This window comes from Rhizobium sp. PP-CC-3G-465 (genome assembly GCF_004343445.1).
Lineage (GTDB): Bacteria > Pseudomonadota > Alphaproteobacteria > Rhizobiales > Rhizobiaceae > Ferranicluibacter > Ferranicluibacter rubi.
Map to the genome: position 1 here is coordinate 20,149 of NZ_SLYH01000016.1, position 26,086 is coordinate 46,234.

At 52.3% G+C, this 26,086-nt stretch carries 30 protein-coding genes; 18 read left to right on the forward strand and 12 right to left on the reverse strand.

Annotated elements, in window-relative coordinates:
• Positions 1-228: 228 nt before the first annotated feature.
• From C8J33_RS24175 to C8J33_RS24205, 7 genes are all read left to right on the forward strand, one after another.
• Positions 229-1,602 carry a tyrosine-type recombinase/integrase gene (locus tag C8J33_RS24175; RefSeq protein ID WP_132665645.1) on the forward strand — a complete coding sequence of 458 codons (1,374 nt, stop codon included), beginning with the start codon at positions 229-231 and terminating at the stop codon, positions 1,600-1,602.
• Between the two features lie 389 nt (positions 1,603-1,991).
• The gene (locus C8J33_RS24180; RefSeq protein WP_132665646.1) at positions 1,992-3,704 is read left to right on the forward strand and encodes an SGNH/GDSL hydrolase family protein; all 1,713 of its coding nucleotides are present in this window, start codon (positions 1,992-1,994) and stop codon (positions 3,702-3,704) included.
• A 239-nt stretch (positions 3,705-3,943) separates the two neighbouring features.
• Positions 3,944-5,073, forward strand: a protein-coding gene (locus C8J33_RS24185; protein ID WP_132665647.1) for an IS3 family transposase whose coding sequence is annotated in 2 segments (ribosomal slippage) — positions 3,944-4,187 and positions 4,187-5,073 — 1,131 coding nt in all. Because the reading frame shifts where the segments join, the coding sequence is not laid out codon by codon here.
• 7 nt (positions 5,074-5,080) lie between these two features.
• Entirely contained in the window at positions 5,081-6,118 is a 1,038-nt protein-coding gene (locus C8J33_RS24190) for a hypothetical protein (RefSeq protein ID WP_207904059.1), read from the forward strand.
• A gap of 737 nt (positions 6,119-6,855) precedes the next feature.
• Positions 6,856-7,947 carry a hypothetical protein gene (locus C8J33_RS24195; RefSeq protein ID WP_132665648.1) on the forward strand — a complete coding sequence of 364 codons (1,092 nt, stop codon included), beginning with the start codon at positions 6,856-6,858 and terminating at the stop codon, positions 7,945-7,947.
• Between the two features lie 57 nt (positions 7,948-8,004).
• Positions 8,005-9,333 (forward strand): N-acetylmuramoyl-L-alanine amidase, encoded by a 1,329-nt coding sequence (locus C8J33_RS24200; RefSeq protein ID WP_132665649.1) that lies wholly within the window; start codon positions 8,005-8,007, stop codon positions 9,331-9,333.
• A 448-nt stretch (positions 9,334-9,781) separates the two neighbouring features.
• Positions 9,782-9,973: a hypothetical protein gene (locus C8J33_RS24205; protein WP_132665650.1), complete on the forward strand. Its 192-nt coding sequence runs from the start codon at positions 9,782-9,784 to the stop codon at positions 9,971-9,973.
• A 15-nt stretch (positions 9,974-9,988) separates the two neighbouring features.
• Here C8J33_RS24205 and C8J33_RS24210 read toward each other — a convergent pair whose 3' ends face one another.
• Positions 9,989-10,504: a DUF4231 domain-containing protein gene (locus C8J33_RS24210; protein ID WP_132665651.1), complete on the reverse strand. Its 516-nt coding sequence runs from the start codon at positions 10,502-10,504 to the stop codon at positions 9,989-9,991.
• 87 nt (positions 10,505-10,591) lie between these two features.
• Between C8J33_RS24210 and C8J33_RS24215 the strand changes: the two genes are divergently transcribed.
• Complete coding sequence (locus tag C8J33_RS24215; protein WP_132665652.1) at positions 10,592-10,795, forward strand: hypothetical protein; 204 nt, start codon at positions 10,592-10,594, stop codon at positions 10,793-10,795.
• Here the strand turns inward: C8J33_RS24215 and C8J33_RS27375 are convergent.
• The 5 genes from C8J33_RS27375 to C8J33_RS27970 all read right to left on the reverse strand — a co-directional run bounded on the left by C8J33_RS27375 (position 10,792) and on the right by C8J33_RS27970 (position 13,785).
• Complete coding sequence (locus C8J33_RS27375; protein ID WP_207904060.1) at positions 10,792-11,004, reverse strand: hypothetical protein; 213 nt, start codon at positions 11,002-11,004, stop codon at positions 10,792-10,794. The genes C8J33_RS24215 and C8J33_RS27375 overlap by 4 nt on opposite strands.
• 422 nt (positions 11,005-11,426) lie before the next feature.
• On the reverse strand, positions 11,427-12,125 hold the full coding sequence (locus C8J33_RS24225) for a hypothetical protein (RefSeq protein WP_132665653.1): 699 nt from the start codon (positions 12,123-12,125) through the stop codon (positions 11,427-11,429).
• Positions 12,115-13,224 carry a GmrSD restriction endonuclease domain-containing protein gene (locus C8J33_RS24230; RefSeq protein WP_132665654.1) on the reverse strand — a complete coding sequence of 370 codons (1,110 nt, stop codon included), beginning with the start codon at positions 13,222-13,224 and terminating at the stop codon, positions 12,115-12,117. The genes C8J33_RS24225 and C8J33_RS24230 overlap by 11 nt, the downstream gene beginning before the upstream one ends.
• 87 nt (positions 13,225-13,311) lie before the next feature.
• On the reverse strand, positions 13,312-13,491 hold the full coding sequence (locus tag C8J33_RS27185) for a hypothetical protein (RefSeq protein WP_165929881.1): 180 nt from the start codon (positions 13,489-13,491) through the stop codon (positions 13,312-13,314).
• A gap of 57 nt (positions 13,492-13,548) precedes the next feature.
• Positions 13,549-13,785, reverse strand: coding sequence for a hypothetical protein (locus C8J33_RS27970; protein WP_422039037.1), 237 nt, complete (start codon positions 13,783-13,785; stop codon positions 13,549-13,551).
• A 298-nt stretch (positions 13,786-14,083) separates the two neighbouring features.
• Between C8J33_RS27970 and C8J33_RS24240 the strand changes: the two genes are divergently transcribed.
• The 3 genes from C8J33_RS24240 (at position 14,084) to C8J33_RS24250 (ending at position 16,499) form a co-directional block, all read left to right on the forward strand.
• Positions 14,084-14,479 carry a hypothetical protein gene (locus C8J33_RS24240; RefSeq protein ID WP_132665656.1) on the forward strand — a complete coding sequence of 132 codons (396 nt, stop codon included), beginning with the start codon at positions 14,084-14,086 and terminating at the stop codon, positions 14,477-14,479.
• Positions 14,480-15,324: 845 nt separating this feature from the next.
• Entirely contained in the window at positions 15,325-16,200 is an 876-nt protein-coding gene (locus tag C8J33_RS24245) for a phage integrase N-terminal domain-containing protein (protein ID WP_132665657.1), read from the forward strand.
• Positions 16,197-16,499, forward strand: a complete 303-nt coding sequence (locus C8J33_RS24250) for a hypothetical protein (RefSeq protein WP_132665658.1) — start codon at positions 16,197-16,199, stop codon at positions 16,497-16,499. Before C8J33_RS24245 ends, C8J33_RS24250 begins: the two co-directional genes overlap by 4 nt.
• Before the next feature lie 81 nt (positions 16,500-16,580).
• Here C8J33_RS24250 and C8J33_RS27195 read toward each other — a convergent pair whose 3' ends face one another.
• Entirely contained in the window at positions 16,581-16,745 is a 165-nt protein-coding gene (locus C8J33_RS27195; RefSeq protein WP_165929882.1) for a hypothetical protein, read from the reverse strand.
• A gap of 233 nt (positions 16,746-16,978) precedes the next feature.
• On the opposite strand from C8J33_RS27195, the gene C8J33_RS24255 reads away from it, so the two are divergent.
• Entirely contained in the window at positions 16,979-17,986 is a 1,008-nt protein-coding gene (locus C8J33_RS24255; protein WP_132665659.1) for a hypothetical protein, read from the forward strand.
• A gap of 24 nt (positions 17,987-18,010) precedes the next feature.
• Here the strand turns inward: C8J33_RS24255 and C8J33_RS27975 are convergent, their stop codons facing one another.
• Positions 18,011-18,442, reverse strand: a complete 432-nt coding sequence (locus tag C8J33_RS27975) for an ankyrin repeat domain-containing protein (RefSeq protein WP_132665660.1) — start codon at positions 18,440-18,442, stop codon at positions 18,011-18,013.
• A gap of 122 nt (positions 18,443-18,564) precedes the next feature.
• Between C8J33_RS27975 and C8J33_RS24265 the strand changes: the two genes are divergently transcribed.
• The gene (locus C8J33_RS24265; protein ID WP_132665661.1) at positions 18,565-19,293 is read left to right on the forward strand and encodes a hypothetical protein; all 729 of its coding nucleotides are present in this window, start codon (positions 18,565-18,567) and stop codon (positions 19,291-19,293) included.
• 127 nt (positions 19,294-19,420) lie between these two features.
• Here C8J33_RS24265 and C8J33_RS24270 read toward each other — a convergent pair whose 3' ends face one another.
• On the reverse strand, positions 19,421-20,041 hold the full coding sequence (locus C8J33_RS24270) for a recombinase family protein (RefSeq protein ID WP_132665662.1): 621 nt from the start codon (positions 20,039-20,041) through the stop codon (positions 19,421-19,423).
• 277 nt (positions 20,042-20,318) lie between these two features.
• Here C8J33_RS24270 and C8J33_RS24275 point away from each other — a divergent pair, with 277 nt between their 5' ends.
• The 4 genes from C8J33_RS24275 to C8J33_RS24290 all read left to right on the forward strand — a co-directional run bounded on the left by C8J33_RS24275 (position 20,319) and on the right by C8J33_RS24290 (position 23,226).
• Complete coding sequence (locus C8J33_RS24275; protein WP_132665663.1) at positions 20,319-20,570, forward strand: hypothetical protein; 252 nt, start codon at positions 20,319-20,321, stop codon at positions 20,568-20,570.
• 41 nt (positions 20,571-20,611) lie between these two features.
• Positions 20,612-20,806, forward strand: a complete 195-nt coding sequence (locus tag C8J33_RS24280) for a hypothetical protein (protein ID WP_132665664.1) — start codon at positions 20,612-20,614, stop codon at positions 20,804-20,806.
• A 47-nt stretch (positions 20,807-20,853) separates the two neighbouring features.
• On the forward strand, positions 20,854-21,657 hold the full coding sequence (locus C8J33_RS24285; protein ID WP_132665665.1) for a hypothetical protein: 804 nt from the start codon (positions 20,854-20,856) through the stop codon (positions 21,655-21,657).
• 165 nt (positions 21,658-21,822) lie between these two features.
• Positions 21,823-23,226, forward strand: coding sequence for a helix-turn-helix domain-containing protein (locus tag C8J33_RS24290; RefSeq protein ID WP_132665666.1), 1,404 nt, complete (start codon positions 21,823-21,825; stop codon positions 23,224-23,226).
• Between the two features lie 118 nt (positions 23,227-23,344).
• Here the strand turns inward: C8J33_RS24290 and C8J33_RS27690 are convergent, their stop codons facing one another.
• The 3 genes from C8J33_RS27690 to C8J33_RS24300 are packed head-to-tail and all read right to left on the reverse strand — an operon-like array spanning position 23,345 to position 25,166.
• Complete coding sequence (locus C8J33_RS27690) at positions 23,345-23,446, reverse strand: DUF4113 domain-containing protein (RefSeq protein ID WP_245507273.1); 102 nt, start codon at positions 23,444-23,446, stop codon at positions 23,345-23,347.
• Between the two features lie 44 nt (positions 23,447-23,490).
• Positions 23,491-24,603, reverse strand: a complete 1,113-nt coding sequence (locus tag C8J33_RS24295) for a Y-family DNA polymerase (RefSeq protein ID WP_245507274.1) — start codon at positions 24,601-24,603, stop codon at positions 23,491-23,493.
• 2 nt (positions 24,604-24,605) lie between these two features.
• Complete coding sequence (locus C8J33_RS24300; RefSeq protein WP_245507275.1) at positions 24,606-25,166, reverse strand: LexA family protein; 561 nt, start codon at positions 25,164-25,166, stop codon at positions 24,606-24,608.
• Positions 25,167-25,573: 407 nt separating this feature from the next.
• On the opposite strand from C8J33_RS24300, the gene C8J33_RS24305 reads away from it, so the two are divergent.
• Positions 25,574-25,873 carry a hypothetical protein gene (locus tag C8J33_RS24305; protein ID WP_422039035.1) on the forward strand — a complete coding sequence of 100 codons (300 nt, stop codon included), beginning with the start codon at positions 25,574-25,576 and terminating at the stop codon, positions 25,871-25,873.
• The last annotated feature ends 213 nt before the right edge of the window (positions 25,874-26,086 follow it).

The following is a 26,086-nucleotide window of genomic DNA, read 5'->3' on the forward strand; positions in this document are numbered from 1 at the left end:
CGGCGCTCTAACCGAGAAATAGCAGACAAGTCATTGAAAATATTGGTGCACCCGGCGCGATTCGAACGCACGACCACTTCCTTCGGAGCCGACCCAGGACGTATTTCAATAACATCGAAATTTGTCTAAAGTGCTCAAATGACGTCATTTTATCACTTAGTGTAATCGTCATTACTTCACTTTCCATGTAACATTTGCTATAAATCCGTTACATGGAAGTTACATGAAATGCCGAAAATCTATCTGAACGAATATTTACTTAACAGTGCGAAATGCCCCTCTGGAAAAGACCAGGAAATTTACTGGGACTACCCGGTCGCGACCGATGGAAGCATCCGCAATGGATCGGTATCAGGACTTGGCCTGAGGGTAACTGCACTCGGGAACCGATCTTTCGTCCACGCCTACCAGTTCAACGGAAAGCGCTACCGCAAGTCGCTTGGATCAACAATCCTTCTCAGCGTCGCTTCGGCCAGACTGGCCGTCGCACAGAGAGAGCGACAACTCGAAGCGGGAGAAAACCCAGACTTCGACCAAACGAACCCGCGTCGTGCGCATCTGCTCACCATCAAGGAGGCCGTTGACCGTTACTGGGCGAACCATGTGACCGAACTGTCACTGGGATATCAAGACTCTTTCATTACCTTCATTGCGCAGTGGAAAAAGCGGCCCCCAGCCGTTGTCTCGAACCGCGGACATAACAGCCGGCGCAGCTATACGGATTTCGGGACAATGTTTTCCGATCGGCCTGTGGCATCCCTCAAGCCGCTGGACATCGAACGCTATCTCAAGCAGTTCACGTCTGGCCACACCTTTAATAAGGCCCTCCAGCATACGCTGGCCCTGTTCAACTGGGCGATCCGTATGCAGCTGGTGGACATGCGCAATCCCGCGAACCCGATCCGCCGGCGTAAAACCGTTAGGAAGCGCCGCGATTACTCGATGGAACAGATCAACCAGATTGCCGCTCACATCTTCTATCCTGTTCTGGAAGCCGTTCCGGATTTCGAGGACCGGACTGGATTGGCCAAGCGGAACTACGCTCTGGTCATCGGGCAGGCGGCCGCGGCGAACGATCAGATGCTTGAACTCTGCAACTACATGGGGATCCTGTTCCTTACGATGGCGCGGCCAAGCGACCTCAACCTGGCCACCTTCGCCCATTTCGACCTCGAAAAACTCATCTGGCACAAGCACAACACCAAAGGCATCAAGCTCTCCCGCGCCGCCTATGAATACGCATATCGTTCCGTGCCAATCCACACACGGGTCGCTGCCATGGTACGGACTCAGCGCGAGCGATGGCCCGATAGCGACCTGGTGTTTCCGTCCCACGGTGACAGCGCCAAGCCGCGCGACAACTTCCGGAAGGGGCTCGCACGCTTCAAAAAACTTAAGGGCGTTCCGGATCACTTCCAGCTCTACGACCTGAAACGCATTGCCATTTCGCTGATGCTAACAGGGCAGGGGGTCTCCCATGAAGCCATTTCTCACTATGTCGACCACAAGGGCAACCTCGAGACCACCATGATCTACGACCTGGGCCTCGTCGACCCGCTCCGCCCGGTCACCGAGCGGCTGGGCGCACTCCTCGGCGTCTAAACACGCGTAGTGATGTCGTCCGCTACCGGACGCCGGCTGCAGGCTGAGCGACCGAGCAGCCATACAGATGCTTTCCGCATTGATTTGACCCGGTTGCGATTGTTGCTGACCTGACCTTGCCACAACTAGATCTCACATCGCAGGCCGCTGCGAATGCCAGAGTGGACCAATGTACAGATGAACCACTGGTCAAATCATCTCCAAATTCAATAACATAAAGGGATAATTAATTTCGGCCCGATCGATCCAGTGCTGTCCATTCACCGGCCAGCGTACCGGTTCGATGATTTATCCTAGAAAAAATTTGCTTAATTTTCCAAATTCGCCAATTTGTCTCTTGTATATGGCTTTTTCTTTATTAATATCTCGCCCAACCGTGGGGTATTTAGATGAATACTGCTTTCTGCTTTATAATTTCAGCTAGTTTAGTGTTATCTGGTTGCGTCAGCGCCCCTCTAATTTATTCAATGAATGGCGATCGACACAAGTATTGGGATGGCAGTGTCGCCAAAGCGGCAGATACGACGACTTCTTGTACAAACCAACTTTCGTATCTTGCACAACATTATTCACAGCCAGAACTTATGGCGATCGGCGACAGCCTCTACAACGGGGTGCAGTCCCTTAGGATCAACTGGTGGTTGTCTGAATGGGCGCCGCCGTCTCTTGTCGCTATACGACTTGGACTTATCGAGGAGAAAAATAGCGACAGAACCGGTGACCGGAATTTTTATGGTCCTCAGTATTACACGCAGGATGCCGCTCCGGGCGCTACGCAGAGCTATGGCTTTAATCTGGAGAATATCCCTGGACTGACAGGACTTTTGTCGGCTCCGCGGAGGCAGGCCGAAGCGTTGAAATATCTCGCTCTGCAATACCAGCCGCCAAACGGGCGACAAATGGTTGATAATATTGCTTTCTCTGGCGCCAACTCATCGGACATGTTCGCTTGGAAAGCGGGAGACTATCGCCGTGCAGCAATCGACGCGATTGCTAGGGCTGCCAGAGGGGCTGATTTCGGTGCACTGGCAGACGCTTTTTTGTACGCAAATGCATATTTTGTTCTCAACCCGACCAAAAACACCTGCCTTGATGACCTGTCTGCACTGGATCAAGTCGAGCTGAGACAACCCAAGCGATTGATGATCAATATTGGCTCAAACAACGGCCTTTACCGTTTGGCATTTGAAGCCGCGAGTCTCGATGACGCAGCATGCGACACAAAATTTGAGGATAAGATCACAGTCACAAAACGCTGCAACGCGGCAACGATCCGGGAGTTCATCACTACTCGATATCTGGCTGATCTGCGACAATTGTTCCTGCGTTTATCGAAAATTCCGAGACTAGAGACTGTCTATTTTAATAACCTTGCACTTCCGAGCCAACCAGCGAACTTGGTGTACGACGGCAAAAATTATAAAAGCAGTCTTTTCGGCACTCGAAATGTTTCTCCATCGGAATTGAATAATAATGATGAATTTGTTCATCAGGTGAACAATAGCGTGTCCTCTCTCATCGAACAATTTAATCAACGTTCGGGTCCGAACTTTGTATATGTTGATCAGTCTGGAACCTTGGAGAATTTTGACTACAAAAAGTGCGTTGATGAGAAAAGCGCAGATCGCTGCAACGAGTTTCGACTTACGATTAGTGCTAAGAATGTGCTAGGGCTGACGTCCGGTCGAGATGTAAAACTCGATAATCGCCCATTCGAACCAGGGGGGCAATCAGGATATGTCACCGGCGCATCGTTGAGCACGAAGACGAGTCAAGGCGGCCTGTTCAGCTTCGATAATATGCATCTTTCGACGGTCGGCTACGAACTGATGGCCCAGACCGTTCTTGCAAACATGAAGGACGATCCGCTGTACATTCCGGCCTTCAGGGACGGTCGAGACACGTGTCCCAATCGGGGCGAAAAGGGCTTCGGCAACGCAGCAGAAGGAGCATGTGCTGCGCTCCTGACAACGCCTGGCTGGTCCTACGCCGACGCTACGCGAAGAGAGTTTAATTTCCTGCGTCTCGGAGGGGAGGACGAGTCCAAGAGAAAAGAGTTTTTACGGGCACTTCTCAACTTCGTAAGCCGTTTTGCCAACTGAGCGATCAATCAAGCGGTGATATATTACCGGTAATGAGACTTATACACTATTCTCGTGTTGCGGCCGGCAGGCCGCGACAGACTCGTGTCAGTAACCACAATGTGTTCCGTTCAAGGCATTTCCAGAGTTTCCGACCAACCTCTATTTCTACGACCTGAAGAGCATCGCCGTTTGCCTGATTGAATAGCCCCGAGATTTGTAGACACCTTCTTTCCTAAATTTGAGGCAAGAAGATCACCATGAGCAAATCGAATTTCAGCGAAGAGTTTAAGCGCGACGCGGTGCGTCAGATCACGGAACGCGGGTATCCGGTTGCGGAAGTTTCGCAGCGGTTGGGTGTGAGCCCGCACTCGCTCTATGAGTGGAAGAAGAAGTTCTCCTCGGCGTTTGGCAATCAGGGCAGCGACCAGGCCGACGAGATCAGGCAGCTCAAAAAGGAGCTGGCGCGTGTCACCGAGGAGCGCGACATATTAAAAAAAGCGACCGCGTATTTCGCCAGGGATGCAAAGTGAAGTACGCGTTCGTTGCAAAGCATCAGGAGCTGTTTTCGGTGCGGACGATGTGCCGCCTGTTGCGTATCCATCCCAGCGGCTTTTACGCCTGGCTCCGGATGCCCTTGAGCAAGCGGGCTTGTGAAGACAAACGGCAAATTGGGCTTCTGCGGAAAGCCTGGGAGGAAAGTGGCAAGGTCTACGGCTACCGCAAGCTTCATGACGACCTGCTCGACCACGGCGAGACATCCTGCCCCAACCGGGTTGCCCGCCTGACGCGGATCGCCGGGATAAAGGCTCAGATCGGATACAAGCGCCGTCCTGGAATTTACGGCGGCAGGCCTTCCATTGTCATCGACAACACGCTGGCTCGGCAATTCGACGTCGCGGCCCCGGACAAGGCCTGGGTCACCGACATAACCTACATCCGAACCAACGAAGGTTTCGCCTATCTCGCGGTGGTGATCGATCTCTATTCCCGCCGCGTCATCGGCTGGTCGATGCAGAGCCGACAGACAACGGATGTCGTGCTGCAGGCGCTGCTGATGGCTGTCTGGAGGCGGAAGCCAAAGGAAAAGGTTCTGGTGCATTCGGATCAGGGATCGCAATTTACCAGTATGGACTGGGCAGCATTCCTGAGGCACCACAATCTGGTTCATTCGATGAGCCGGCGGGGCAACTGCCATGACAATGCCGTGGCTGAGAGCTTCTTCAATCTGCTGAAGCGCGAGCGCATACGGCGAAAAGTCTATCGATCACGAGACGAAGCCAGGCAGGACGTGTTCGACTACATCGAGATGTTCTACAACGCGAAACGCAAACATGTCAGGAACGGGATGCTGTCACCCGTCGAGTTCGAAAAACAGCAGAAAACGTAACCCGAGGGTGTCTACGAAACTCGGGGCTATTCAAGCCGCAATTCCCGATTTTGCTGCCTATTTGGAAGAATTGCCAGAGGGCGAGGCGCGTACAGAATTTGCGATGAACTTCGTAACAAACCTATGGGGTGGACGCAGAAGTGCGGCCAGCACTAAGTCTGGCTATCAAACACCCCGACATTTGAAAACTCTCTACCTGTTGATGCATGATCACATCCGGCGAAGCGAAGACATTGATCGTGCTGGCAAAGGCGTCTATTCCCCAGATTTGCGCGACAAGGCGCAGGACTCGAGGAACGGGCTTTTCGAGCTGCTGAAAAAGATACCCGGCAAGGAAGCATTCCTGGCTCTGCAAGAAATATCGCAATGCCACCCAGAGGTGGAATCTCGTCCATGGATGGCACATTTAGCAAAGGTGAAGGCCGAGCAAGATTCGGACATTGCGCCGTGGATGCCTGCTCAGGTCCGCGACTTTCATGACCACTTGGAGCGAACACCTGCAAGTCACCGAGAGCTGGCGGAGCTTGCGGTGATGCGATTCCTCGATTTGAAGGATGATCTAGAGAACGGTGACAGCAGCATTGCGGCAATACTTAAAGCTGGTGCGAAGCTTGAAACCGATATGCGGAAATATATCGGGCGTGAGCTCCGTGAAAAGGCTTCTGCTCGCTATTCCGTTCCGCAAGAAGAGGAGTTTGCTGATGCCAAGAAACCCGACATCAGATTTCACGGTATGGGATTCGATGCACCCGTTCCGGCGGAGTTGAAGCTGGCCGACAAGTGGACCGGCCCAGAACTTTTCGAGCGACTAGAGAATCAGCTTTGCGGCGACTATCTGCGTGATAACAGATCAACGCGCGGCATTTTCCTTCTCGTGCGCAACGGTGAAAAGGCTGGGTGGGACGTACCAGGAGGAGCCAATCGAGTTGACTTTGAGGGCCTCATTGCTGCGCTCCAGAAGCGGTGGCAAGAGATCGCGCCTGCGTTTCCGGGCGTGGACGAGGTAACGATTATCGGCGTAGACCTCCTAGAAAGGGCTTCCTAGATACGTGGGGACGACAACACTTTGTTCTGCTTCAGCTATTTTGCGACGACTCCGCCAGTGACAAGGGAGACAAACGGCTGTTCATGGCTGGCTATCTCAACCGAGCCGACAGATGGGAGCTCTTCTCCAACGCATGGCGGAGGGGCTACAAGCCCAATCATCGATTGCCTACTTGGGAATGGTGGAAGCAAACAACCTGCACGGCGAGTTTAAAGGATGGACGGAGGAGGCCCTCGATTAGAAGCTAAAGGGTTTAGCGCGCGTCATTAATCATTTCGAGCCGCTGTCTTTCCAGTTCACGAACAATCGCGGGAGCATTCTCACGTTCTCACCCCCGTCTCTCCTCGCGGTCTAGGAAGAGTGTCTCGCACGAAGCGATTTCTCACTACGTTGATCACAAGGGCAACCTTGAGACGACGATTAACTATGACCTTGGTTTGCTTGATCCTCTTCGTCCCGTCAGGGAGCGGCTGAGTGCACCGTCGGTTCTCTAAACAAGATTCACTGTATGCCACGGTGCAACAAACCGAGTTGTATTCGAGACTGTGAATTTTCCCTTGAAAACAATCTAAGGGTATGTATTAGATTATCCCTGCAACAGTCTCGGCTTTCCATAGCTCAGATTGAATATTTTTTCTGTACGCATGATTTGCTCGTTTGTCTTCGAGATGTCATTTCTCGATGAGTATCGTTGTGGTTATTTTTCCTATGCATTGCAAAGAGCAGGGGGATGCGCAATGACCAGCTTCACCGTAGCCGATATAAAGCTTAAAGCGATCGATAAAAGCGGCTTGAGCATCGAAGCCATCTACCATGTGGCCGATGAAACGTATGCTATTTATGCCAATCAGGCACGCCTTGCGATCCAGTATGCAGACGACCCGAAACTCGCGACCGAGCAACGCTTGGCCCTTGCTCATCTGGCGCCGTTACGCGGCGAGATCCACGGACTTATCGACGGCTGGCGAAACGGTCTCGATACACTATTCGGGAGTTGGCGCCGCGACAAGCTGAAAGCGCGCGCGCGGCGCTATGACCGACGCACCGCAGACGCACTCGTTGTTGCCCTTCAGGGCGATCAGGCGAGCGCCGAGGTTTTGCTCCAAGGTATCAAAGCGGAAATTCTCGACGAGAGAATGTCCACAGGTCGCGCGGAGTATGTTGTCTTCGCAGCCATTGCCGCTTCCATTGTTTTTATCTTACTCGGTGGTCTCCACCTCAGCGGTTTTCCGGCTTTTATAGCAAAATACGAGATCTGGAAGGCTTCAACGCTCGGCTGCCTCGGCGCATTCTTTTCAATTGCGACCATGACTAGCAATCGGACGGTTCGCTCCGATCTAAAACTGCGCGATAACTTCATCGATGCGTTTTTAAGGATACTTATAGGGGCGATTTCAGCTATCGTGCTGTTCTCTTTGTTCCGTAGCAAGATTGTAACCCTTGAGGTAGGCGCGGCCTCAACAGCGAACATCGAGCCTTACTTCCTAGTCGTCGTCGGTTTCCTGGCAGGCTTTTCGGAACGCCTTGTTGGTGACCTGCTCACCAATCAAGTTGAGGCACGCCTGACAACCGCAACGTCGAATCGGACGCAGGCAAGTGTTGCAGCCGAAACGGCCGGTGCCGCTGAAGCTAAAGCTTCTGTCAATGAACGTAACCCGCTCGGCAAGGCAACGGTGGAAGCGTCCGTTTACGGTGAGCCTGAGGCAACCGATCGTCACGAACATGACGATACTTGCCTCTGCGACAGCGGCTGGGATGAAGACGAGGCGACGGACGACATCGAGTTGCCGGAGGCGACGGGCGGCGTCGAGTCCAAGCAGGCGGCCTGACCCCGAACCCACACCCTAATCTATCAACCTGACTTTAATCGATCGGTGGTGAGCCGCATGGCGTATTCCCTGTTATGGTTGCCGAAAGTTCTCCGTGATGCCGGCCTGAAAGTTGCAGAAACCGATGGCTGGACAAGCCGCGGCCGAGCCGAGATGGGTACCGTTCGAGGTGTCATGTGTCATCACACGGGCACCGCGACCGCGGGCAATATGCCGACTCTTCGGACGCTGGTCGAAGGTAGAAAGGGTCAGCACCCGCTCAGCGGCCCCTTGTCTCAACTCGGCCTGGGACGAGACGGCACCTTCTACATCATTGCCGCCGGACGCGCCAATCATGCCGGTGAGGGCCAGTGGAACGGCATAAAGACGGGGAACTCAAGTTTCATCGGTATTGAGGCAGAGAATGCTGGAATGCGCGCATCACCCTACCCGGATTGGCAGATGGACGCCTACCGCCGGGGCGTCGCAGCGATCCTTAGGCATATCGGTGCCGGGCCTGACATGTGTTGCGCGCATCGAGAATACGCACCCGGCAGAAAGCCTGACCCACTCTTCAACATGGATATTTTTCGATCAGCAGTCGAAGATATCATGGAGCTGCGTGGAACGACCCGCCCGAGCACGCCGGCATTCGATACCGCATCAGGCAGACCCACACTCAAGCGTTATGCCCGCGGTCAGGATGTAGAAAAGGTTCAGGAACTCCTGGAGATCACCGTTGATGGAAAGTTTGGCCCCACGACCGAGGCTCGCGTCCGCCGCTTCCAGTTCGCCCATGGTTTGCGCAGCGATGGCATTGTCGGTCCACTGACCTGGGCATATTTGCTGAATGACGATGACGTTAAGCCCGCACAGCCTCAGCAAGGTCTTATCCCCCCGATCGCTCATTTGCTGCTGGACCAAATTGGTCAGGTGGAAGCGAATGGCGATTATGAAGCAGTCTTTGCGCACCGGCAGCACGAACTTCCGAAGGCGCTTACGGAGATGACGGTGTCGGAAATCATCAAGGCGGGACCTAGCTGGAGCCGACGGTTCGGATCGCCGGCCTGTGGCAAATACCAATTTATGACCAATACATTGATCGATTTGACCAAGATGGAAAAGTTGACCGGCAGCGAGCTTTTCACCTCAGGGCTGCAGGACAGATTGGGGTATGCTCTTCTGCGTCGGCGCGGGATAACAAAATTCCTCGCAGCCGAGCGATCAATTACAGAGTTTGGTCTGGAACTCGCCAAGGAATGGGCTTCGTTCCCGGTGCTTGCCGATTGCATGGGCTCGCACCGCCGGGTTCGGCGCGGCGAGACTTTTTATGCTGGCGATGGACTGAACAAGGCGCTGGTGAAGCCGGAAGAGGTCGAGGAGTTACTGCGTAAGAGCGTACCCTGATGTTTCCAAGGCAATCTTTCCAGAGCTTACAGGAAGTCAGCCGCCGATCGCGCCCGGCAAGTGCAGGGCAGGGCCGGTTTGGATGATGGGAGAGGGACCGTTCATGCGGATTGTATATCCTGAAATTCATCACCGAAGCTCTGACATACTGCGGAATATTGAGGTACACAACCCAAGCCTTTTTGCCTTTATGGCCGCGTAGCTTAACCTCGCTCGTCAGAGGATTTTCTGCCGGATCGCTGCAATCTGGAACAATGTGGATGGCGTGAACGATCTTGTTGCATGCCTCTTTGAATGTCAGAGGCAATGAGGCCTCATCGTTTGTTACATCTGGCGTCAGTTCTCCGCACGAGACGCTTGTGACGTTGAGAGCTGGATCTGATGCTGACCGCAGCCCCTCGGTATGCTCCAGCTGGATCCAGTTGGCGATCGCTGTGCCAATTAGCAGATGCGTAATTTCATCAACGAAGAAACCATCCCGCATTTTTCGGAGAGGATCGGCATGATCCTCTCCGGCCAGGTTAAAGATCCGTTCGTCGCCCGCGAACGCCAGAAAGAGCCGGTAGATGTCTCTCGATGCGATGGAGGCGCTAAGTTCGAAGTTATTACGGCCCTGCAACAGGCGTTCTCCTTAATATGATCAGCCATTCATCAATCAAATTTTCTTGGGAAGAGTGGTGGTGTAGTCGGTGCGAACGGTATCAAAAAACTCTTGCGTTTCCCGATCGATTACACTTTCGTAGGTAGCGCGGAGATCTTCATAGTTTTTCTTCCAGTCATCGCTCCCGACCTCAAGGCCAATCACCGTGATGCGATAATTTTCGCGGGCACGCTTCAGCGTCTCCCTCGCAATGTAACAGGTCGCCCAACGTTGATCATACCGAAAAATCCGGCGCAAGCCGTCTGCAATGGCAAGTAAGATCGTAATAATGAGCGCCAATATTTTTATCTCGGGCTCGTGTAAACCCAGTGCCCCTAATCCGTTTCCGCTGCTTGATACCACTGCGACAGGCGCCAATGCGGCACAAACCATGACAGTTATCGAAAGGCCGCGCTGCGCATAACGGCACCATCGCGTAGTCTCAGCGTAATACTCCATAGCGCCATTTACATAGCCAAGAAGCTTTGTTTCCCTTGCCTTCCAAGTATCCAATAAGTTTTTGTCATCCATGTAGCATTCCCCTGTTGAGAACAAAACATAGTTTTTATTACAGAGAAAATATACAAAATGAAGCTACTAATTTTTTAGGGAAAGATCATGGATTTTGTGCTTCTGACCCGTCCGGATGATAGTCTGATCGCCATCAAGATTGAGGAGATCGTGCATTTTGCACCTGTCCCATCTTCCGGCCCGCTCCAAGGCCTGCTGCCAACCGGCACGCGGATTGTGTTCAAGAACCAGACACATCAGGATGTCATAGAGCTCGTGGATGACGTTCTCGCTGCTATCCGATCCGCTTAAATCAATATCCGTTCCACCTCGTCCAGGCTCACGTCATCGCTGCGTCGGTCGTAGAGCTGCGTCGTCCTGGTCGAGGCGTGGTTGGCCATGTGCGCGGCCTTTTCCAACGTGCCACCATTCTTGAGATAAGCGGTGATGTCGGTGGCGCGGAAGGTGTGGCAGCACACCGCCGTATCTATCCCGGCCGCTCCAGCCCGGCGCTGGATCATCGCATAGACATTTTGCCTTGGACAGGTGGCTTCCCGATAGCTGGCCGGTGCCTCGGCCGATCGTCTGGAACAACGGACTGCGCAACTGTTCCCGCAAGCCACCCGCCTCAATGTAAGCGTCCAGGTATTCCTCCAGCGTATGATGACAGGGTATCTCGTGCAGCTTGCCGCCCTTTTCACGGAGGCGCACCTACAGACAGCGGTTCTGCACGTAAACGTCCCGCACCTCCATGCCGATCGCCGCACCGAAGAAATCCAGTAGCGGCAACGGGGCCCATTCCGGTTGGGGGCGAAATGGCACGATAAGCACATCAGCCCTTGCCCCAATCGAACCGGTGCGAATTTTAGACTCAGAAAGCCCGGATTTATATGGGGTGATCGTTGTCCAAAACATACCAACGTTCTACGTCAGGGGCGCCTCGTCAAGGGCGAGAATTCCAACAAGTTGCTCCACCATGCCTGATAACATGGCTATAAAAAGCCCTGTCGATCGCGCCTGTCAATTTCCCCATATCAGATAGAAGCCGTCGCACGTCCTTCATCGTAATGTCAGGGGGAGCCGAATGCGCAAGGGCAGTTCGAAAGCTTTGAAAGCCCTCTATCATGGCATCAACATCCCGTCGTAGCAGTCTGCAGAGTTTATCTTCAATTCCGTCGAGGCCGGCACGACCGAACAGCCGCTTAATGTTTTTCAGTGTAGGATAAGTTGTCTCCTTATACAGGAGTTCCCCATTAAAATAATGAGGCAGTGTCGAGCTCGAATCCAGAACAGGCCAGTTTTTATACTCACTCGCAATTCCAGTACTAAGAGCTCTCTCCTCCCCACCGTTGTAATACTTATTAAAATGACGTTCGAATTTCTTTGCCGCTAAATACCCGCGCGTGTTTTCGGGAAGATGCGCATGAAGCGCCTGCGTCCGGATTTCCTGCGCCCAGCTCTCAATAAGTAGCTTTAGATATGTTTCCAAAGCTGCGCATGTCTGAAAGATGGCACACTGGTACACCATGTCTCTGACTTCTCGATATTCAGTACCCAGTTGCTTTACCTTTTGGCAGTTTGCCAGCACTAAAATGGCTCGCTCCTCAAAATCAAGTCGATGAGAACTTCGTCTATATACCATTCGTGTAGCCATCCAAGAAGTTCTTAAACGTAGATATCCTATAAGCTACTGATGTTTCGTCACTGGTCGCCCGCTTTATACTATTAGAGAAACGCTCATCCTTAAGTAAAATGGCAATCTTAGATCTTAATTCAATTGGGTCATATCTTTTATCAATTATAATTTGATTATTTGTTTCCGAAAACGCTATCATCTCTGCGTCATACAGCGCGGAATTGAAAGCCGTAACGGTGTTGAGGTCTTCTTCGAACAATCGAAATGTTAGCTTGCCGAGAGCATGCTCGGCACGATCGACGGTTGAGGTGAAATCTTCTGACCATACTGTTACGGTAGCGGGCGCAGCAGCTTTATGCGTGCTACTAAATTGGTCGAGGAAGCTTGAGAGCGGCTTCGTGTAGTTTGCTCTCGAGTATCGAAGAGCAAAAAATCTTAAAACCAGCTCGGCTCCCTTCATCCGTTTATCAACCCGGATCCCAACCGCTTTCTTCCACTTTTCATTTTTCGTAAGCTCATCAAGCTGCTCAATAAGATATCCGAAGTTTATTCCATGGCGGAGTTCTTGTGAATTGAGCTGAACAGAGCCAGTGTTTAGTCGCTCAAAAACGTCAAACTTAATTTGAGGATGGGTGTCTCTGAGAATCGTAATACAGCGAAGTGTTCGATTAAGAATATGATCTCGAAATCGCGGATCTAAGGTAGACCAGCTTTGGCCATTCAGTTCGGGATAAGTTGTCAGCCCTTCCAGCTGAAAGGCATCGTTCATAAACAATTTTATACTAAGAAGCCGCTGATTTCCGTCAATTACCATCAAGTCGTTATTGGTATCTTGACTAAAGTATACAACCGGGATCGGGCACTGAATAATCAAGGACTCAAGCAATCGAGAAGCCTGCATCCTGGTCCACACGTACCCGCGCTGGAACTCAGGGATCTTTAACTTTCCGTTCGCAAGATACTGGTAAATGGATGACACGGTAAGGTCGGCTGTTTCGGTGTGCAAACGTCGCTGCTCAGGCGGGATGTTTCTAAGCTCGAGCTCTTCCGGTGGCTTAACGGCAGGAAACAACCTATCCGCCAATGCCTTCTGTGTCTCGTCCATCTAAATCTCTGCCTCACTGATTAAACAAAAGCGATTTTTGCTAAAATATATGCACGAGTCTATGCGATTTCGTAAGCGGGCGGCAGTTCAAAAAATGATTTCAGGAGAAGGCACGAGATCCCTTAAAAAGCCTTCGACGATGCGCGGTTCTTGAAGGTAGGGATTGGTGCTGCCGTCGTCGATACAGCACTGGCTGAAGGCGTCGTAAGGGTAACTTAAGATCAGTCTTGCGCGTCGCATACATGCAAGCACGTAGATCCGGCGCATAAAAATTCTTCAGGTGAATTGGCACTACGAAATGATCCAGCGCCACGCCATTCCCTCTTAAATCAGGATTCGCTCAATTTCGTCCAAGCTGACGTCGTCACTGCGGCGGTCATAGAGCTGGGGTGTGCGGTTCGAGCTATGGTTGGCCATGTGCGCGGCCTTTTCCAGTGTTACGCCGTTCTTAAAATAGGCCGTGATGACGGTGGCCCGGAACGTATGACAGCACATAGCTGTATCGATTCGGGCCGCTTCGGCTCGCCGCTGGATCATCGCATAGACATTCGCCTGGGGCAGGGGGCTCCCCGATTAGTTGGCCCGTGCCCCGGCCGATCGTCTGGAAAAAGGGCTAGGCGGCTGATACCGTAATCCACCGGCCTCTAGGTGGTCGTCCAGGTATTCCTCCAGCGTATGGTGACAGGAACTCACCGGCCGCGCGGGCGTAGGAGCGGCGGGTAGGGGGATTGCGGATACTAACGGTGAAGAATTCAACAAACCGCATCCGGATAACGGCTTGACGTCATTTTCGGGTTGTGGGGCAATGAGTTGCGGTGATCATATCCGCACCCATTTCCATCAATGAAAGTCACAGCCCATGGAAGCACTGCGAGCCCTCGTGCTGTCCGAAGCGCAACTGCGCGACATGCTAACGGACGCCGCCCGCGAGGGAGCAGCCATGGCGGTACGGGAACTTGAGGCCCGCCTGAGCCAGAGCCCCGAAGAGGCAACCTTGCAAAAACTCCGGGCCTATCTGGCCGATCCGACCGCCGTGCCTGCCCCACACGAGCAGTGGGCCCACAGCGGCATCATCCGCCAGATTGAACCCACGCCGCGGGGCAAGCCGAAGTCGACCGCCTGGTTCATGAAGTTTCAGCGGGAAACGGCACTCAACGAGTGCTTCAGCCGTCCCAGTCCGGCCTATGGTCGCCGGCGCGAGTGGTCGTTCTTCGACATCGGTCTCGCCTGGAACGCATACTATAGGCGCACCTAGCCGCAAGGGCGGAAATGGACAACCACGAGAACCGCAAGGTTCTCTCTTTTTTGGCATGGCCGATCCTTAGGCGGGAGAGCCGTCCGTCAACCGCATAGCGGCGCGCATGCGAGGTCTTCCCGCCCGAACGGGGATCCCGATCGGCGAATGGCGGTACAGAACCGGCCGTCGCGACGACCGGCAAGTCTGTGCTCGGGAGACCGCTTGCGGCGGCACACGACTTGCGGGGCGGCGTAGGCCGGTTACAACCGCCGTATTTCGCCGATGGATCCCGGGCGGGGGCGGAGGAACGTTCGCTGGCGCAAAGCCGGAGCGGGTGAGGTCGGACGAATATCGTCCGACCGCGCGGACGGCGGAAGGGCCGTCACTCGCCAATCCCATTGGGGAGTGACGGACCCGGCGGCATCCACCGTGGAAGCGGCTTTCCCGCAAACGACACCACATGACACCGAAATGAAGCGACCGCTTCGCTTCGCTTAAAGCGTCATTTTGGAGGCAATCGACTAGCCAAACCGGCGAGCCTCCGTCCAGTATCCCAACAGGTCACCAAAGACCTGATCCATCTCACCAACCGTTTTCCCATTGAAAAGGAGTGCAGTATGCACAACCACGACATCCGTGCGCCGCCAAGGCGGCGCCATTTGCCGGCATCTTCTTATGAAGGTGCCGGCCGCCCAGCAGGGCAAACCAAACAGGCCAGCTCCCAAGCTGGCTCGGGCGGCTCTTACCGCAGAGGAGACATAGTCAGATATTCCGGCCTCGGCCGCGAATGATCTTCGCGGGGTGACCTGATCTACGGACAGGCATCGGCCATCAACACTCACCGCAAAATGGACTTGAGCAAGATGGACGATCTCACCATGGACCTGGTTCGGCTGTGCCGTCGGAACCGGGACGGCTCTTATGGCACCCAGAAAAACCGCCAGCGCGGTCTCACCGCAATGGCCGAGGAACTCGCCGATCTCGGCTACCGGCTTCCCACTGCCGGCTCCCTTAAGCCGAAGCACGCTGATGCCCTCGTCGAGAAATGGCTGAACGATGACAAGACGGATGCCAGCATCCGTAACCGGCTCACCTGGCTTCGCTGGTGGGCCGAGAAGACCGGCAAGGCGAGCGTTATCCACCGCGACAACCGTCATTATGGCGTTGGCGAACGTGGCGACACGATCCGCAACCGCGCTAAATCCCTCGATCACAAGAAGTTTCAAGCGATCGAATGTCCTTATATCCGGGCTTCGATCATCCTGCAGGTCACTTTCGGTCTGCGCCGCGAAGAAGCCCTGAAGTTCCAGCCGCAAACCGCGATCCGCAGCGACCACATAACACTGCAGGCCAGTTGGACGAAGGGGGGACGCGCACGCACCGTGCCGATCACCACCTTGCAGCAGCGGCAGGCACTCGAGCATGTCGCCGCGCTCATCAAGGGCAAAAGCTCGATGATCCCAGACCATCTCACCTATATCGAACAGCTGAAGCGTTTCGAGTATCATACGCTGAAGGTGGATCTCCGTAATACCCATGGCTTCCGCCATGCTTATGCGCAACAGCGGTATCAGGTGCTGACCGGAACATCCTGCCCGCTTGCCGGCGGCAAAAGCTGGAAGGACATGACAGGGGAAGAGCGCGAACGCGACCGCACGGCTCGTCGCCGGATTTCCGCGGAACTCGGACACTGTCGGCTGAAGATTACCGATACCTATCTGGGGAGTGCGTTCCGATGAAGCGCGCCGAAGGCAATTTCCTTATGGCGACCAGGATCCGCACCGACTATGCCAACCGGATTTTCAAACCATCGTTGGTCGCGACCGCGATCGATGAGGTAGCCTTCAAAGGTTTCCGACAGTTCCGCATTGTCCAGGAATTTCCGTTCGATCTTTCCGACACCGAGGCCGCCGAGACACTGGAACAATGGCTCGACAGCGAGCAGTTCCATTATACATGGCGGCCCACGTACATCGAGCAGGACGCGTGCCGCCCTCAGGTGTCGACGGAATACCCCGAACTGACCATTACATGGTGATCGCTATGCTCATTTTCTTGATAATTGCAATCTTGTTAGTTGTGCAATTTCATTCGGTAATCGTCAACCTGATGGCGTCTTCTACGCATCGCCCTCATCATGGCGAAGTTCACGTTCTTCCACTTTTTTTTCTTGAGCGTTTTTTTGACTAAAAGCGATTTCTGCAAAAACCAGATAACACTCAAACGGAAGATGCTCCCATTTCAGATCTGGGTCCGATGCTGTCCGAATTTTTTCTAAACTCATAATTAATATCTCCTTTCTGAAAAAGGATCATATTGTATTGCACATAAAGGTAAATACCAAAGTATTATAATATACTGTACCTAATTTTATAACAATTTATATTATCTCAGTAAAATTGGAATTACGAGGAACCACCTCAACATGTAAAAAAACAGGAAAACTAAAAAATCTAGAAATTTGCATATTTCTGAGAATTCTGCGATCCATTTGCGTCATGCCGTAAAGGACGCCTTATGGCCAACTGGAAACCGTTTGAAAACCTTAGATCAAAAATAAAATATATTTTAAATGAAAAAGATACGCTTGTTGAGCATCTCTCTAATGAGGCCATATCGCTTTCTGCAAATGGTCTTTGGGGAAAGTCTCTTACGACTGGGACAAGTCGTTCAACAATAAGAGCACTGTTTGAACGCAGTGATTTTTCCAAAATGCCCTTTGGATACGACGCCGTCATCGCTACTGTTGCTTGGAAACTGATATTTCCTGATACCAAGCCAAGCATTGCTGAGATCGAAAAAAAACTGAATATTCAGGATTTACATTCGAACCAGTTTTTTGGCATTGTTCGAGATCTATACCCGCAGGATAAATCACATTTCGGTATTTGGCAGACAATAAAAATTGCCAATAATACTGAATTTCATGATGATCAAGATACTCCATCTACTGAAGAACTCAGATCATCATTGACCGTTATACACTACGATCTGCGAGAAGGATTAAATACATGCTGCTTACTGCTTGGCCGTAGGTCCGATTGGAAGGGCGGCGTTAATTTGTATCGCACTAAAGAAGGAAACTCATATCTCGATATATATGGGGAACGGGAAAGAGAACCCGTACGCCAGATTTTCCACTATAATGAAGGTAGAATACTCCAAGGTTTGAATTTAGGCGTAGCGCATGTAGCTGGAGATGAATCAAGCCCCATAGCAGCGACTCGACTAATAATGAGGAGATCGCCTGTATTGACAGCATACTATCTATTGAATTTCTCAAATTTAAGAACAAGTACCGATGACAATCTTGTTGACAGAGATTCCGATAATCGCTCACTTTTATCGAACTACATATTCAATGTGGAATCAGATAATAATATGTCCGGTTACGCTAGGACTGAGCCTAGCATAGCTCAAAATACGCTGGGAACACTATCATTCAGACATAATGATATTATGGAGCTCTTGAAATCGAAGTCGAGGACATTTTCTAGCGGTGGAGGGATACTTCTAGATAAGTAGGGCCGCTGATGCGGCCCTACTTATCTAGATATCGATATTCTTAAAGTAACAATCACCGCACATTCCTGATACGTCAATTACGGTAAAGTCGCAGTTTACGGATTTTAGTAGAGACGCGGCCGTTAACGAGAAGCTGCGACCTGCATAGATCGCAGCATTAGCTCCCTGCTTATCTCTGGCGTTCACGTCAATCCCATAGCCTAATAAGAACCTTATCAGCTTGCAGTCCCCCCTATAAGCTGCGAGCATTAGCGGGGTCACCCCATCATACGGAGTAATTTTCAGGTCAACACCTTTTCGAATTGCTCTTTTTACGAGGGATAGACTGATATTGTCTTTGTTATAAAGTTCTGATTTATAACGATTTAAAGCAAATTTAATTCGCCTTTCGTGTAAACTTGCGTGCATATTATGCTCCGTGCCCCAACATCTCGCCGGAGGGCAGATGCGGGTCATAGACCATTTGAAAATGTTTATGTCTCTCAGAGATGTTTGTGTATTATAAAATATAACACATTATAATAACAGCTGACAGATATTAATTGATAGTATCGTGTTCATCATAAGGCACTGAACTAATGAGTCTTGAATTAACAGATTTTTGTCCGGTCAATTATACGAACATATTGCGTTCTTTTAAATGCATTGGATATCAATTTGTAAATTTTGACGCTGTAGTCGATAATGATAAACACGTAATTATTCGACATGATGTTGATTTCTCCTTAGATTATGCAGCCCGCATTGGAGCTTTAGATGAAGAGCAGGGATGTTCAGCAACCGTTTTTGTCCTAGTTGGGTCCGAATTTTATAACGTGTTCACCCGCTCTGCACGTGAGAACTTACAAATATTGAGCCGCCAAGGTCATGAGATTGGATTACATTTTGATGTCACAAATTATCCCGGGTCCATGAAAATATGGGATGCTGCCGCCCGCAAAGAATGTAGCGTTTTGGAAGATATATTAGGCGAGGCCGTTCGTTTTACAGCATTTCACCGTCCAGGAGCCCGTCCAGAGCTCTTGGGGATGCCCGGTCTATTTGCCGAGCGAGAACACGTCTACGCTCCAAAATTTTTTCAGAGAATAGGTTATGTTAGCGATGGTGCAGGCAATTGGTCACACGGCCATCCTTTGGCTCATGACGCAGTTCTGAAGGGGACCGCTCTGCAACTCCTTATGCATCCATACCTATGGGTAGGACCTGCGCAACAATCCGCCTTACAGCGGATAGAGGCGTTTAGGGTTGATCATGAGGAGTTTTTAAAATCAGAACTGAGAAGGAATCTTCGATATTATCCTCAATAGCAGGAGGACATATGCCGTTCCTTTTGCCTTCGACATCAAGTCGAGACAGGTATCACATCACTCAAAGCATTCCACCTCGGCGAGCTTCGGCCAATCAGATGCATTGGACGGCAGTAGGAAACGTCCTCTAAAGCCTAGCTTTCAACCGTTTGGCGAGCCGGTGAACAGTCGAGCTTGAGCAACCGGTGGCATTCTGGATGATCGTCCAAGTCGTACCGTTGCGCAGCATTGCCATTATTGCCCTATTGCGCTCGGCGTCCTCGCGCCGCCCTTTGTAAGCGCCTGCCGCCTTGGCAGTAGCAATGCCCTGTTTCTGGCGGTGACGGCGTGTGTCGTAGTCCTTGCGCGCGATCGCCGCGAGCATGTCCAGCATCATGCCATTGATGGCATCGAGCATCCGGTTGTGAATGTCGTCGCGATCGGCCAAGACCATCCCCCACGAGGTCGGCAGGTCGAGGGCCACGACGCGGACGCGGCGGCTGTGGATCTCCTGCTTGAGCCGATCCCAGTCGTCGGCCGACAAGCGGCTGAGCCGATCCACCTGCTCCACCAGCAGCACGTCGCCTACCTGGCAGTCGGACAGGAGACGGAACAGCTCCGGACGCTTGAGGGTCGCACCGCTCTCGTTCTCGATATAGCTCGCGGCAATCTTCCAGTCCCGCGCGGCGGCGAACGCGCGCAGCTCGTCGTGGGCACGGGTCGCGTCCTGCTCCTTAGTGCTGGCACGGAGATAGGCGCGAATGAACATAGGACAGGCTTTCACTTCGTTTTAAGTGCTTCGATAATGCCTGCTGCGATTTAAGTCGTCAAACACAATTTAGCGAAGTGCGAAAGTCCTACTGCGATTGAGGTATACATAAATCGCATACTGATTAGGCTGATCCTGGCTAGAAAAATCCGGAAAGGACCAGTAAATTCTGGAGTTTTCTGGACATTTCCAATAATGACCCTGTATGACCACATCTGTCCGTTGCGCCAAAGTTGAAAATTCATAAATAAGCACTACTAATTGGATTAGAGAGAAAATGCCGCCAAAGAAGAAGGAGCAGTTGGGCCTCTACCCCAACCTAAGGGAGCATCGCACGAAGTTAGGACTCTCAATAAAAGAGTTTTTGGCTAAGGTCGAGAATGCGCCTTCTGAAAAATCGGTGCGTAGGCTTGAGAACGGCGTGCCAATACGGCTTACGACGGTAAACAAGCTTTTCAATTCCGTATCCTCCTTCAGTGGATTTGGTTCTCTTGTTCGTGAGAACGAAATCAATGTGATTGAACTTTAGGGGTGTATGATATACACCTGTAAGGTTCACAAGGAGCCATCATGTCTAAATTTTTAGAAAAGCCAGTGCCGCCTTCTCGTGACGACACCAGAAAGGCTGTTATGCGTGACCATGAATTAGCAGGTCGCGAACAAGCTGTACGGTATACCAGAGGCAACGTTGCTATCCAGCAAAATGCCTTCGTTACCAAAAGAGACGTTGAGGAAGGTTTGGCTGAGCTGAACCCGCACCACTGATCAATTAACCCATTTAGAGGAGGCCGCTTTGTGCGGCCTTTTTTTGTATGCGCCCTTTCAACGAAATAGTTCACGACGAAATTATTCAGCTCAATGAGCGCTGGAGACGCATTGAACGCCTTTTAAAGAAGGCCGAGCGTGTACAGGATTCAGTTGCAATAGCTGCGATTAACGAGTTGCGATATGCAGGTAGGCAGCTATTTGTCGTCAGTTCGTACTTTACAGCGACCGCTGCTATGGCGCCCGCCCAGAAACGCTCTATCCAACGTCGCTTGGTTATTGCCGATCAATACCTGAAAAATGCTGAGCATGATATTGTTGATGCGCTTGTAAAGTATTTTTTAAAGGTTACGTCGGAAGCCGACCAAAGAATTGGTCGCGCTAGAATCACTGAATACTTCATTGAATACCCTTTATTTTGCAAAGATATCGTCGCTTGCTATGATCTCATTGAAGAAACCAGAGCTGATGAAACGAAAAGATTCGTAAATTATGAAACGATCTACGGTACATATTTCGACTTACTTGTGAATCGCTACAGAAATTTCTTGGAAGCTGAAGTCAGTGCTAGATTTCAACAAGAGACGATAAAGTTTGAAAGGGATTCAGCTCAATATGCATTGCATGAAGCTGAGCTCGAAAAGGAAAGATTGGATACGAAACGTCGTGAGGCCGAAGATCGGAACGACCGGCTGTCAATTATCAATACTAGAATGGCTGTATTTGGAGTTTTTACAGGAATTGCGACAATAATTAGTATTGCACTCGCGGTTTACATTTGGAGACACACCCCGGCTGAAATTTGTGTAGCACCCGCGAGCTTAGTTGATCTCATACTGTGCAGGTTTTGAAGACTCAAGCCCGGTCATTGATGCTAATCAGAAACGGTGAGTAATTGGTGCTGCTGGGTCGTGAAGAAACCAGTGCATAAGACGATCTCCCATTCTAGATGCTTGGGTCTTCTGTGGCCGTGCCCTATGGTTGGATCTCGCTTCCCAGCATTTTTGGAGGAAAGCTTGTACAATTATAACCCTTTTAAAAAACAGATAGGCTTGATTGAACTTGAAGACCTTGAAACCTTGAGGAACATCCCGGAAGGATGGTATATAGAATATAAGCAAGAAATTCCAAATGGGCGCTCAATAGCAAAATCAATTAGTGCGTTCGCAAATACTTATGGAGGGTGGCTTTTCTACGGTATTAAAGAAAGCGACGATGGGCGCAGAGTTATGGGAGCGTTGCAAGGTATTCCAGTTGCGGAAGTAGCCAAAGCAGAAGATGCGATTCGGCAGGCTGCTAGTTCTCTAGTCTCACCATCACCTCATTTTGAAACAAAAGTTATTTTTGGAGACGCCACCTCAGCACTGCTACCTGAAACACATGCGGTTATTGTGGTTGGAGTGCCATCTGGCAGCAATGCTCCATACGTTCATGGTACTGGTGCAATCTATCGGCGTGTCGCTGACTCATCGGAGCCACGACCAGAAACCGACCGGCATTTTCTTGATCTACTATGGGAGCGAGGCAAGACCCGGCGCAGTAATTTCTCAAAATTCGTTAAACGAAAGCCGAAGCTAGCCAAGTCAGAAGCTGAGGTAAGTTCCCTGCGAATCTTGTTCTTTCCTGATCCATGGGACGAGAAGGAGATATCTACTAAACTAGATTTTTCCTCTTTTTCAGCATTCATGGGAGATAAAGCTCATGGAGGTGTTACCTTTGATAATGTCTTTACGACTCGTAACGGCTTCATGGCGCGACATGTCCAAGACAATATTCCAACTCGTACGTTGCATTCTTGGAGGTATTACAACGATTGTACGAGTGAGGTCGTACTTCCATTGAGTAGTCGGTGGATATCAGACCTACCAGAAGCAATGCTCTATCTAAAGGGATATGAGCATAACAAGAAATTTCTGAGGAAATGCTATGAAACCAAAATAACCGGCTTTTATCTCGTTGATCTATCGCAAACATATTCAATAATTCTGGAAATCTTCCGACGCAAGAAAGCCCTCATGGAAGCAGAGGGGCTCCCTTGGAACTTGTTTTTCAAAGTTCAGATCAACAATTTTTGGCGAAGGGTGCCATATGTCGATCTTGAAGAGGCATCGCTGTTTGTAGAGAAGTACGGGATCCCGCTTGTCCAGAACAAAACAGCATACGTCCCGGCTGGCTCGGACCCAGACTCCTGCTGGGAGATTACTGCTCCAAGTGCTGACGAAGAGCATCCCGAGACACAACTTCAGGTAGATTCAACGGTTTTATTCCTGAACGTTTGCGATGCAGTTGGTTTGCCTTGGGAGGCATTGGGCATAGGGAAAAAGTCAGACGAGAAAAGACCTGACGCATTGGCAAGGCTTTTAGATCTTGGCTTCAGAGCACACCAAGTTAATTCTGCGAGAATAAAAGAGGACGACTAGAGGTCGTCCAAAAGAGCGTTGTTTCGCAATTACCGCCCTCAAATTGATCATTGATACTGTCTTAAATCATTCTCCCCACGGTGAAGCCACATAGCCGTGACTGTATCAAGGCACTGCTTCAAACCGCCAGAAGTTCATTCCATCGAGTTGTGTAAGCCGGAGATCGCTGGTCACTCCGGAGCGCCCACGTCCGCTTTAGTCCTCCCGCCGCAAATCCCACCGTGCCCCGCCCATAACGCTTGTTGAGAGCGTCCAGCTATGCCATCAGTTGCACCCGCTCCGGACTGGCGCATGGAACAGCGTACCCTGTACGGCCTCCGCCCTGTGCAGGTCGAGGCACACCACGCCCGCCTTCTTGTAGCTGAACCCCGGCTGCCAGATCCGAGCGAGACCGTGCAGCGCTGCACGGATCAGCCGCGTGGTATCCGACATCGCCACCGGCAGGTGCACGGTATGCTGTCCGGTGTATTGCTTGTCCTGCTCGCGGAACCGGTTGGTGGTAACGAACACCTGCAGGGCAGGGGTCACCAGCCCCTCGCGTCGCATTTTCTCGGCTGCGCGACTGATGTAGGTCGCCACCGCCTCCTGCATGTCGGTGAGAGTGACCACCGGTCGGCCGAACGATCGCGACGCCATGGTAGTCTGGCGGTCTGCAGCCTCCAGTTCCAGTGCCATGCAGGAGATCCCCTGCAACTCCAGCACCATGCGCTCCATGACCACGCTGAAATGGGACCGGATCCATTTCGGGTCCATGTCACGCAGCTGGACTGGTGTCGTCACGCCAATGTCACGTAACCGCGCCTCCATACGGTAGGCCAGCCCCCACAGGTCGTTGAGCTTGAGGCCGGTCAGGGCGGCGGTCTGCTCGGCCTCCGTCATCAGCGCCAGCACCCCTCCGCTCTCCGGCGTCTTCTTTGCCAGCCGGTTGGCAACCTTGGCCAGTGTCTTGGTAGGCGCAATGCCCACGGAGACCGGGATCCCGGTGCACTGCAGCACGGCGGCCCGCGCCTCGCGCATCTGCCTGTCCATGCGGTCTTCCAGCCCGGCGAGGTTCAGGAATGCCTCGTCGATCGAGTAGATCTCGATGTCGGGCACGAACCCGCCGAGGATGCGCATGACGCGCCCGCTCATGTCGCCGTAGAGGGTGTAGTTGCTGGAGCGCACGATCACGCCCTCCCGCTCGAATGTTTCGCGGTTGAGGTGCCAGGGCGCGCCCATGGCGATGCCAAGCGCCTTGGCCTCATTCGAACGTGCGATCACGCAGCCGTCGTTGTTGGACAGGACCACCACCGGGCGGCCACGCAGTTTCGGCTGGAACACCCTCTCGCACGAGGCGTAGAAGTTGTTGTAGTCCACCAGGGCAATGGGCGGGGGCATGCCTAGAACATGCGGATCGAGCGCGTGATCACGCCCCACACCTCGAACTCGCGGCCCTCGCTGATGACGATGTCGGAATAGGCGGGGTTTTCCGCGTGCAGCAGGATACAATGCTCGCGCACCAGGTAGCGCTTGATCGTGAACTCGCCGTCGACCAGTGCCAGCACGATGCAGCCGGACACGGCGTTACGGGCGCGGTTCACCACCGCGATGTCGCCGGGGAAGATGCCGGCGCCGGTCATGCCGTCGCCGGAGGCGCGCACCGCGAACGTGGCCGCCGGGTTCTCGATGATCAGCTCGTTGAAGTCGAGCGGCCGGTCTATGTAGTCGTCGGCCGGGGAGGGGAAGCCGCAGGCGGCACTGGTCGACATCAGGGGCACGGTCTGCGCACGGACGCCCTCGACATCGATGAAGGCGTTGATGTCGCCGGCACGAATGCCGCAATCGGCAAGCCGCCGAGCCAGATCCGCCAAAGGCACGGGAAGCCGCACCACCTTGGTTTCCGGTGCGCGTGGCCGCCCGGCATTGCCGCGCCGTCCTCCGTGTGGTCGCGCCAGCTTCATAATCCCATTCCCCATCTTGATTATTGTTACAACAATCACACAGGCGGCGGGTTCCGTCCAGCGGTTCGTTAGTCGGCGCGAACCTTTCGGTCGGTGTTCACACGAGAAGGTCAATCAGCGTCGTCACCCCTATTTCAACGTTAGGGATGACGACGCTCCGCACTGTTTCGACGCAGCACGGGCCCGCTTGCGAAAGCGAGCAGCTATTCATAAGAGTATCCGGGCTCGGCGCGCTTTCATAATCGGGCCATTCTTGCATAATCTGGCCATAAACATCGCTGCGATCATCAGATCGACATACGGCTTCCAAAAGGTTCAGAGCGACGTCCGCACCATATCCAAAGGTTGCTTTCAACAGGCAACCGTGATCCTCTAAGCCGGAGTTAGGAATAGCCGGAGAGCAGAGCGTGACCAGCAAACCAATGCTGCGCATGATGCAGGCGAGTGAAATTCCGGCGTTTGTCGATGCGGTCATTCAGACAGGTTGTGATATCTGCGCCTGCGGCGATGATATTTACACGATCGGAGATGCCGACCTGTCGGACGAAGATTACGAAATCGCAGCCCCTCAGCTTCAGGCAATCAACGAAAAATTTGGCGATCGGGATTATCTGCGGCGGGAGATTGTTGCTCACCTGCGCTCACTGGGCCGTTACCTCGATAGTGCGGATGTGGAGCACTGGAGTTTGAACGTTCCGTCGCAATGAATGCATTCGGCATATTTCTCGGTACGCCGAGAGGCGAGTGCCTAGCCGCTGGCTCGTTGCGGCCCTTGTCTTTGCGACGCTGAAAGCGGTATCGAAGCAGCTAGCCCGTTGGCTGAGGAGAACAAAATGCTCGACAACCCGCCCGGTGATGATCCGGTCATCACGCTGACCGCCCGGATTGTCGCGGCCTACGTCACGAAACACAAGCTGCCG

Coding starts and splice junctions, on each gene's coding strand:
- C8J33_RS24175 (WP_132665645.1), top strand. CDS start 229: ATGCCGAAAATCTATCTGAACGAATATTTACTTAACAGTGCGAAATGC.
- C8J33_RS24180 (WP_132665646.1), top strand. CDS start 1,992: ATGAATACTGCTTTCTGCTTTATAATTTCAGCTAGTTTAGTGTTATCT.
- C8J33_RS24195 (WP_132665648.1), top strand. CDS start 6,856: ATGACCAGCTTCACCGTAGCCGATATAAAGCTTAAAGCGATCGATAAA.
- C8J33_RS24200 (WP_132665649.1), top strand. CDS start 8,005: ATGGCGTATTCCCTGTTATGGTTGCCGAAAGTTCTCCGTGATGCCGGC.
- C8J33_RS24205 (WP_132665650.1), top strand. CDS start 9,782: ATGCGTAATTTCATCAACGAAGAAACCATCCCGCATTTTTCGGAGAGG.
- C8J33_RS24210 (WP_132665651.1), bottom strand. CDS start 10,504: ATGGATGACAAAAACTTATTGGATACTTGGAAGGCAAGGGAAACAAAG.
- C8J33_RS24215 (WP_132665652.1), top strand. CDS start 10,592: ATGGATTTTGTGCTTCTGACCCGTCCGGATGATAGTCTGATCGCCATC.
- C8J33_RS27375 (WP_207904060.1), bottom strand. CDS start 11,004: ATGATCCAGCGCCGGGCTGGAGCGGCCGGGATAGATACGGCGGTGTGC.
- C8J33_RS24225 (WP_132665653.1), bottom strand. CDS start 12,125: ATGGTATATAGACGAAGTTCTCATCGACTTGATTTTGAGGAGCGAGCC.
- C8J33_RS24230 (WP_132665654.1), bottom strand. CDS start 13,224: ATGGACGAGACACAGAAGGCATTGGCGGATAGGTTGTTTCCTGCCGTT.
- C8J33_RS27185 (WP_165929881.1), bottom strand. CDS start 13,491: ATGCGCCGGATCTACGTGCTTGCATGTATGCGACGCGCAAGACTGATC.
- C8J33_RS24240 (WP_132665656.1), top strand. CDS start 14,084: ATGGAAGCACTGCGAGCCCTCGTGCTGTCCGAAGCGCAACTGCGCGAC.
- C8J33_RS24245 (WP_132665657.1), top strand. CDS start 15,325: ATGGACGATCTCACCATGGACCTGGTTCGGCTGTGCCGTCGGAACCGG.
- C8J33_RS24250 (WP_132665658.1), top strand. CDS start 16,197: ATGAAGCGCGCCGAAGGCAATTTCCTTATGGCGACCAGGATCCGCACC.
- C8J33_RS27195 (WP_165929882.1), bottom strand. CDS start 16,745: ATGAGTTTAGAAAAAATTCGGACAGCATCGGACCCAGATCTGAAATGG.
- C8J33_RS24255 (WP_132665659.1), top strand. CDS start 16,979: ATGGCCAACTGGAAACCGTTTGAAAACCTTAGATCAAAAATAAAATAT.
- C8J33_RS27975 (WP_132665660.1), bottom strand. CDS start 18,442: ATGACCCGCATCTGCCCTCCGGCGAGATGTTGGGGCACGGAGCATAAT.
- C8J33_RS24265 (WP_132665661.1), top strand. CDS start 18,565: ATGAGTCTTGAATTAACAGATTTTTGTCCGGTCAATTATACGAACATA.
- C8J33_RS24270 (WP_132665662.1), bottom strand. CDS start 20,041: ATGTTCATTCGCGCCTATCTCCGTGCCAGCACTAAGGAGCAGGACGCG.
- C8J33_RS24275 (WP_132665663.1), top strand. CDS start 20,319: ATGCCGCCAAAGAAGAAGGAGCAGTTGGGCCTCTACCCCAACCTAAGG.
- C8J33_RS24280 (WP_132665664.1), top strand. CDS start 20,612: ATGTCTAAATTTTTAGAAAAGCCAGTGCCGCCTTCTCGTGACGACACC.
- C8J33_RS24285 (WP_132665665.1), top strand. CDS start 20,854: ATGCGCCCTTTCAACGAAATAGTTCACGACGAAATTATTCAGCTCAAT.
- C8J33_RS24295 (WP_245507274.1), bottom strand. CDS start 24,603: ATGCCCCCGCCCATTGCCCTGGTGGACTACAACAACTTCTACGCCTCG.
- C8J33_RS24300 (WP_245507275.1), bottom strand. CDS start 25,166: ATGAAGCTGGCGCGACCACACGGAGGACGGCGCGGCAATGCCGGGCGG.